A 6,570-nucleotide genomic window follows, 5' to 3' on the forward strand; every position below is an offset into this window, starting at 1 on the left:
CGCGACCCGGCCGGGAGCCGCGCCGCCCGCGAGGCCGCGGAGAACGCCCTGACCAGGCAGCTCGCCGCCGTCCGGCGGGGGCCGGGGGAGCCCGCGCCCTGCGGCGACCTCGCCGAGGCGGAGGCGCTGGTCGTGCTGGCCCGCCGGGTGCCAACGACGCCGTCCGCGACACCCGTGCGTTGCGGTCCCGGCGGCTGGTCCGGATGCTGCGGTTGTACGGGACCGCACCGGAGCCGGTGTACTTCGAGATCGCCGATCCGGAACCGCCGCGTTCACCTGCGCGACCTCACGTAGAATCGCGACGCAGTCCGACCGTCATGTGAGGAGCTCCGATCACCGTGTCCGCAGCTGAGAACACCCCCGACACCGCCGGTCCGCAGCACGGCACCGCGCGGGTGAAGCGCGGGATGGCCGAGATGCTGAAGGGCGGCGTGATCATGGACGTCGTCACCCCGGATCAGGCCAAGATCGCCGAGGACGCCGGGGCCGTCGCCGTCATGGCCCTCGAGCGCGTCCCGGCCGACATCCGTGCCAACGGCGGCGTGGCCCGCATGTCGGACCCGGACATGATCACCGGCATCGTCGAGGCCGTGTCCATCCCGGTCATGGCGAAGGCCCGCATCGGCCACTTCGTCGAGGCCCAGGTCCTGCAGTCACTGGGTGTGGACTACATCGACGAGTCCGAGGTGCTGACCCCGGCCGACGAGGCGCACCACATCGACAAGTGGAGATTCACCGCCCCCTTCGTCTGCGGCGCCACCAACCTCGGTGAGGCCCTGCGCCGCATCTCCGAGGGGCGCGGCGATGATCCGCTCGAAGGGCGAGGCCGGCACCGGCAACGTCGTCGAGGCCACCCGGCACATGCGCTCGATCCGCGCCGAGATCGGCCGGCTCGCCTCGCTCGACGCCGCCGAGCTCTACATCGCGGCCAAGGAGCTGCGCGCCCCGGTCGAGCTGGTCGCCGAGGTGGCCCGCACCGGGAAGCTGCCGGTCGTGCTGTTCACCGCCGGTGGCATCGCGACCCCGGCCGACGCCGCGATGATGATGCAGCTCGGCGCCGAGGGTGTGTTCGTCGGTTCCGGCATCTTCAAGTCCGGGGACCCGGCGCAGCGCGCGTCGGCGATCGTGAAGGCCACGACCTTCCACGACGACCCCGAGATGATCGCGAAGGTCTCCCGCGGTCTCGGTGAGGCGATGGTGGGCATCAACATCGCCGACATCCCCGACGAGCAGCGTTACGCCGCTCGCGGCTGGTAAGCACCCCCGCTCCGCCCCGAGAGCCCCGTCCGGCACGCCGCCGGACGGGGCTCTCGTCGTTCCGGGGACCACGGTCCGGTGACCCGATCGGTCCCCCGGCCGCGTGGTCGTCCGTTCCGGACACGTTCCGCGTCGCTCGGTGGAGGGGTTGCCTACTCGATGTGGTGACAGAGGGGCTCGTGGTGACGCTGTGGCATCTAGCGTGCGATGTGGATCAGGAGACCACTGTTACGGAGGAGCCTGATGGGACGCTCTGTGAGGGTCGTGGCGATCGCCGCCGCGATGTTGATCAGTTTTCCGGCCGCGGCGTTCGCGGACACCGGAGACGGTCGAGCGGGTGCGACGACGACCGCGGACTGCCCCACGACGGGCGCCACCCCGGGCGGGGGAGCCGGTTCGGGTGGTCCGGTCACCGGCGGTGACGGAGATGCCGGGTCGGGGAAGCCCGACGCCTCCGCTGCCCCCGGGACGGGCGAGCCCGGGGGAGACGGTGCGTCCGGGAGCGGCTCCGGTGACGACGGGGGATCGTCGGGGTCGGGTGGCTCGGGGAGCGATGCGGGGTCCGGCTCGGGTGGTGACCGTGGCTCCGGCTCCGGCTCCGGCTCCGGCTCCGGCTCGGGTTCGGGCTCCGGCGGAGACCAGGGGTCGGGTTCCGGTGGGGACTCCGGCAACACGACGTCGGGCACGGGCGACTCCGGCTCCGGCGACAGGGGGTCCGGCGACGACACATCCCCGGGCGGTACGACGTCCCCGGGCGGCGACACCGGCTCCGGCGGCGACCAGGGTTCCGGCGGGGACCACGGATCGGACGGCGCCACGGGCTCCGGTGGCGACTCCGGCTCCGGCGGCGACCAGGGAGCCGACCAGGGGTCCGGCGGCGGCTCCGGCAGCGGCAAGGGCTCCGGCAGCGACAAGGGCGCCGGAGACCAGAAGGGCGCCGGGGACCAGAAGGGCGCCGGAGACGACAAGAGCGCCGCAGACGACAAGGGCTCCGACCCGGCCTCGGGCCACGACACGACCTCGGGCGACGGCCAGGGCGGTTCGGCCGGCGACCAGGGCGATAAGAGTGACCAGGCCGGATCCGGCGGCGACCAGGGCGGAGAGCGGGGCTCACCCTCGGACACGACCTCGGCGACCGCGAACCCGGGCGCGGCGCCCGGCGGCGCCACGACCACCCCGACCGACACCTCGGCCCCCGGCGCGACCCCGGCCCCCGCGGACTGCGCCGCAGGCGCGGCCCCGGCAGGCCCTGCGGCCCCGGCGGTCCCGTCCTATCCGGGTGCGGCGACCAGCGCCGCCGTCGAGCACGGCTGGGGCGAGCCCACCAAGGTCGACGACTTCAACGGCGACACCCTCACGGGCTGGAGCCCCTACGACGGCCCCGGCCACGCCGGAAAGGGGACCCGTTCCCCGTCGGCGATCTCGGTGAAGGACGGCGTGCTCACCATCGACGGCGACGCCGACGGCACCACCGGCGGCATGGCCTGGTCCGACAGCAGCCAGAAGTACGGCCGCTGGGAGGGCCGGGTGCGGGCGCCGCGTCGGACCCGTCGTACAACGCGTTGCTGCTGCTCTGGCCGACCGCGGAGAACTTCCCGGTCGGCGGCGAGATCGACTTCATGGAGATGACCGACCACACCGGCAGAAGACCAACCTGTTCCTGCACTACGGCGAGGACAACTCCCAGGTCCAGGGCTCGGTCGACATCGACGCGACCCAGTGGCACAACTGGGCGGTCGAGTGGACGCCGAAGGGCGTGACCGCCTTCGTCGACGGCAAGCAGTGGTGGCACACCGACGACACCTCCATCCTGCCTCCCGGGCCGATGCACCTGACCATCCAGCTCGACTGGTTCCCCAAGGGCGGCGGCGACGTGAAGCCCTCGGAGATGCAGGTCGACTGGGTCCGTCAGTACGCGCTGCCCGGGTCGGAGAAGGGCGAGGGCGGCTCGGGCAGCTCGGGCGGCAACGACGAGGGGCTCCTCGACGGACTGCTGCACCGCATCACCGAGGGCGGTCCGGACCCCGAGCCCGGCTCGGCGACCCGCGGCGCGAGCGGCACCTGATCAGCGGTACTCCATCACCAGCACCGCGGTGGCCCCCGGGGTGAGCGCCCGGTAACTGTGCGGCCGGTCGGCGGGGAAGGTGACGTGGTCACCCGGGTCGAGCTCGACCTGCTCGTCGTCCGGCCCGGCGCTCCACCGGCCCGTGGACACCACCATGTGCTCGACGGTGCCGGGGGAGTGGGCGTCGGCCGTCCGCGCCGGCCCGGGTTCGCAGGTGATGAGGTGCAGGTCGCGGCGAGCGCCCGGCGGACAGGGCGACAGCAGTGCGCCGGTGTACGCGGCCTCCTCCGACCGGATCGCGGGACGGTCGGCGAAGCGCACCACCCGCAGCGGCGACGACGGCGGCTCCACCAGGGCGCTGAACGGCACTCCCGCGACCACGGCGATCGCCCACAGCGTCTCGACGCTCGGGTTGCCGGTGCCCGCCTCCAGCTGCGACAGCGTCGACTTCGCGATCCCCGCGCGCCGGGCCAGCTCGGCCGAGGAGATCCCGAGGCGTTCGCGCTCCCGGCGGATGGCCGCCGCGATCGTCGCGAGCGGCGGCTCAGGCGTTCGGTTCATCGTTCTCCTCGTTCGACTTGACGAACACAGGCGGTGTTGTTCACTGTATCGGGCATGCGTTCGATACAGCGAACGACCCGCGGGGACGTCCGCGATGCGCTCACCATCTCGGTGGCCGTCGCCGTCGTCGGGGTGTCCTTCGGCGCGCTCGCGCCGGCCGCCGGGCTGTCCCCGGCCATGACGATGGCGATGTCGCTGCTGGTGTTCGCGGGCGGCGCCCAGCTCCTCGTCACCGGGGTGCTCGCCGCCGGCGGAGGCATGTGGGCCGCCGTCGCCGCGGGGCTGGTGCTCAACCTGCGGCACCTGCCGTTCGGCCTGGCGCTGGCCCGCCACCTGGGTGGGGGCTGGGCGCGGCTGCCCGCGGCCCACGTCGTCACCGACGAGTCGGCGGCGTTCGTGCTGGCCCGCACCGACGTCCCCGGGCGGGGGTGGCGTGCGTTCCGGATCCTCGGCGTTGTGAAGTACCTGTGCTGGCAGCTCGGCACCGCGGCCGGTCTCGTGCTCGGCGCGAGCGTGCCGGACCCGGGCGCGTTCGGCCTGGACGCGGCCTTCCCCGCCGCGATGCTGGCGATGCTCGTCCCGATGCTGCGCCGGGTCGACGCCCGCCGGGTCGGTGCCGCCGCGGCAGCGGTCTCGCTGGCCTGCGCACCGTTCCTGCCGGCGGGGCTGCCCGTGCTGGCCGGCCTGCTCGGCGTCACCGCCGCCGGACGGACGGAGGAGCAGTCGTGACCGTCGCCGCCCTGCTCGTCCTCGCCGGCGGGACCTACCTCATGCGGCTGCTGCCGCTCGTCCTGCACGACCGGGTCGCCCTGTCACCGCGCACCGTCCGCCTCGTCGAGCTGGGCGCGGTCGGGCTGCTCGTCGCCACCGGCACCTGGTTCGAGGGGGCCGGGTTCGCCGGCTGGGCCCGCCCGGCCGGGGTGGCCGTGGCCGCGGGTGCGCTGCTGCTGCGGATGCCGTTCGTGCTGGTCGTCGTCCTCGCCGCGGCGACGACGGCCGGGCTGCGCCTGGCCGGGATCGGCTGAGCCGGTCGTCACCCCGGCGCGCGCCCCGCGCCGGGGACCGCGAGGATCACCCCATGCTCGTGCTCGTCCTCGGTGCCACCGGCTACGTCGGGTCCCGGCTCGTCCCACGCCTGCTCGACGCCGGCCACGACGTGCGGGTGCTCGCCCGCACCCCGGCCAAGCTCGCCGCGCACCCGTGGGGCGACCTGGTCGACGTCGCCCGCGGCGACGCCCAGGACGCGGCCGACGTGCGCCGGGCCTGCGAGGGCGTCGACGCCGTCGTCCACCTGGTGCACGCGATGGACGGCCCCGGCTACGCCGCACGGGACCGCGCCGCCGCGCACGCCCTGGCCGACGGGGCCGCCGCGGCCGGCGTGCGTCGCATCGTCTACCTGGGCGGACTGCAGCCCGCGGCCGGCACCCGGCGGGTGTCGCAGCACCTGTCCTCGCGCCGCGAGGTCGGCGACATCCTGCTCGCCGGCCCGGTGCCGACCGCGGTGCTGCGCGCCGGGATCGTCGTCGGGACCGGCTCGGCCAGCTTCGAGATGATCCGCCACCTCACCGAGACGGCGATGGGCGGTCCCCTGCTCCTGCCGCTGCCCGACCGGGCGTGGAACCGGATCCAGCCGATCGCCGTCGACGACGTGCTGTACGACATCGTCGGCTGCCTCGACCTGCCCGCCGAGGTGGACCGGGCGTTCGACGTCGGCGGCCCCGACGTGCACACCTACCGCTCCCTGATGAGCGAGTTCGCCGCCGAGGCCGGGCTGCTGCGGCCGTTCCCGGTGCCCGTCCCGCTGTCCGCGCCGCGGCTCACCGCCCGCGCCGTCGCCGCGCTCACCCCGGTCGGCCGGGGCCTGGCCGAGCCGCTGGTCGAGTCGATGCGCCACGAGCTGGTGGCCGACCCCGACGACCTCGCGGCCCTCGACGTGCTCATCGGCACCCCGCCCGGCGGACGGACCCCGTACCGCACCGCGGTCCGCCGTGCCCTCGACGGCGTCGGCGCGGCCGGACCGGGGCCGTCCGACCCGCCCGGCACCGGTCCGCTGGAGTGGTCGACGACCGACACCCGCGACGTGGCCGCCCCCGCCCACGCCGTCTGGTCGGTGATCGAGACGCTCGGCGGCCCGCACGGCTGGTACACCGTCCCGGGCGTCGCGACGCTGACCGGCCACCTCGACATCCTGGCCGGCGGGCCCGGCGTGGTCCCGCGGCGGCAGGGCGACGGCCCGGCCCGGCTCGTCCCGGGGGAGCCCCTGGACCGCTGGATCGTCGAGGCGGTCGAGCCGGCGCACCGGCTGGTGCTGCGGGCCGCCGACCGGCTGCCCGGCGACGCCCGGCTGGAGCTCGCCGTCGCCCCGACCGACCGGCTGACCAGCCGCTACACCCAGACCCTGCGGTTCGCCCCCGCGCGGGATGGCCGGGCGGCTGGGGTGGCTGGCGGCCTACCCCTCGCAGCGCTTCGTGTTCGCGGTGATGGCCCGGACCCTGGCCGGGGTCGCGAGACCCGCTACCGGCGCGAGGTCCGCGCCTCTGACGCCCCACGCACCCCGCTGCTCCGCCGCATGGGGTGCTGCTGCGCCCGGGGACGCGGGAGGCGGGTGCCGGACGCGCGGTGCCGCACCCGCACGGTGCGGGCACCACGCGGCGCGTCAGCCCTGGCCGCGGGCCTGCGCGACTGCT

At 75.3% G+C, this 6,570-nt stretch carries 6 protein-coding genes and 1 pseudogene; 6 read left to right on the plus strand and 1 reads right to left on the minus strand.

The annotated features are described in order from the left end of the window. Positions 1-407: 407 nt before the first annotated feature. From pdxS to KPL57_RS65565, 3 genes and pseudogenes are all read left to right on the plus strand, one after another. A pseudogene (gene pdxS, locus KPL57_RS65555) lies at positions 408-1,257 on the plus strand (pyridoxal 5'-phosphate synthase lyase subunit PdxS). Positions 1,258-1,500: 243 nt separating this feature from the next. Next, entirely contained in the window at positions 1,501-2,886 is a 1,386-nt protein-coding gene (locus KPL57_RS65560; RefSeq protein ID WP_226359508.1) for a hypothetical protein, read from the plus strand. 127 nt (positions 2,887-3,013) lie between these two features. Beyond that, positions 3,014-3,322 carry a hypothetical protein gene (locus KPL57_RS65565; RefSeq protein WP_374204006.1) on the plus strand — a complete coding sequence of 103 codons (309 nt, stop codon included), beginning with the start codon at positions 3,014-3,016 and terminating at the stop codon, positions 3,320-3,322. Here the strand turns inward: KPL57_RS65565 and KPL57_RS65570 are convergent, their stop codons facing one another. Further along, the gene (locus KPL57_RS65570) at positions 3,323-3,883 is read right to left on the minus strand and encodes a helix-turn-helix domain-containing protein (RefSeq protein WP_226359497.1); all 561 of its coding nucleotides are present in this window, start codon (positions 3,881-3,883) and stop codon (positions 3,323-3,325) included. Between the two features lie 54 nt (positions 3,884-3,937). On the opposite strand from KPL57_RS65570, the gene KPL57_RS65575 reads away from it, so the two are divergent. The 3 genes from KPL57_RS65575 to KPL57_RS65585 all read left to right on the plus strand — a co-directional run. Continuing rightward, a complete protein-coding gene (locus KPL57_RS65575; RefSeq protein WP_226359504.1) occupies positions 3,938-4,612 on the plus strand; it encodes an AzlC family ABC transporter permease in 675 nt (224 codons plus the stop codon). After that, a complete protein-coding gene (locus KPL57_RS65580) occupies positions 4,609-4,908 on the plus strand; it encodes an AzlD domain-containing protein (protein WP_226359505.1) in 300 nt (99 codons plus the stop codon). Before KPL57_RS65575 ends, KPL57_RS65580 begins: the two co-directional genes overlap by 4 nt. Before the next feature lie 53 nt (positions 4,909-4,961). After that, the coding region (locus tag KPL57_RS65585; protein WP_226359506.1) for an NAD(P)H-binding protein at positions 4,962-6,570 on the plus strand (1,609 nt) is incomplete at its 3' end.

The organism is Pseudonocardia sp. ICBG601 (genome assembly GCF_020496245.1).

What these genes read in the sequence shown, in the direction of transcription:
- KPL57_RS65560 (WP_226359508.1), top strand. Translation starts at nt 1,501, where the DNA reads ATGGGACGCTCTGTGAGGGTCGTGGCGATCGCCGCCGCGATGTTGATC.
- KPL57_RS65570 (WP_226359497.1), bottom strand. Translation starts at nt 3,883, where the DNA reads ATGAACCGAACGCCTGAGCCGCCGCTCGCGACGATCGCGGCGGCCATC.
- KPL57_RS65575 (WP_226359504.1), top strand. Translation starts at nt 3,938, where the DNA reads ATGCGTTCGATACAGCGAACGACCCGCGGGGACGTCCGCGATGCGCTC.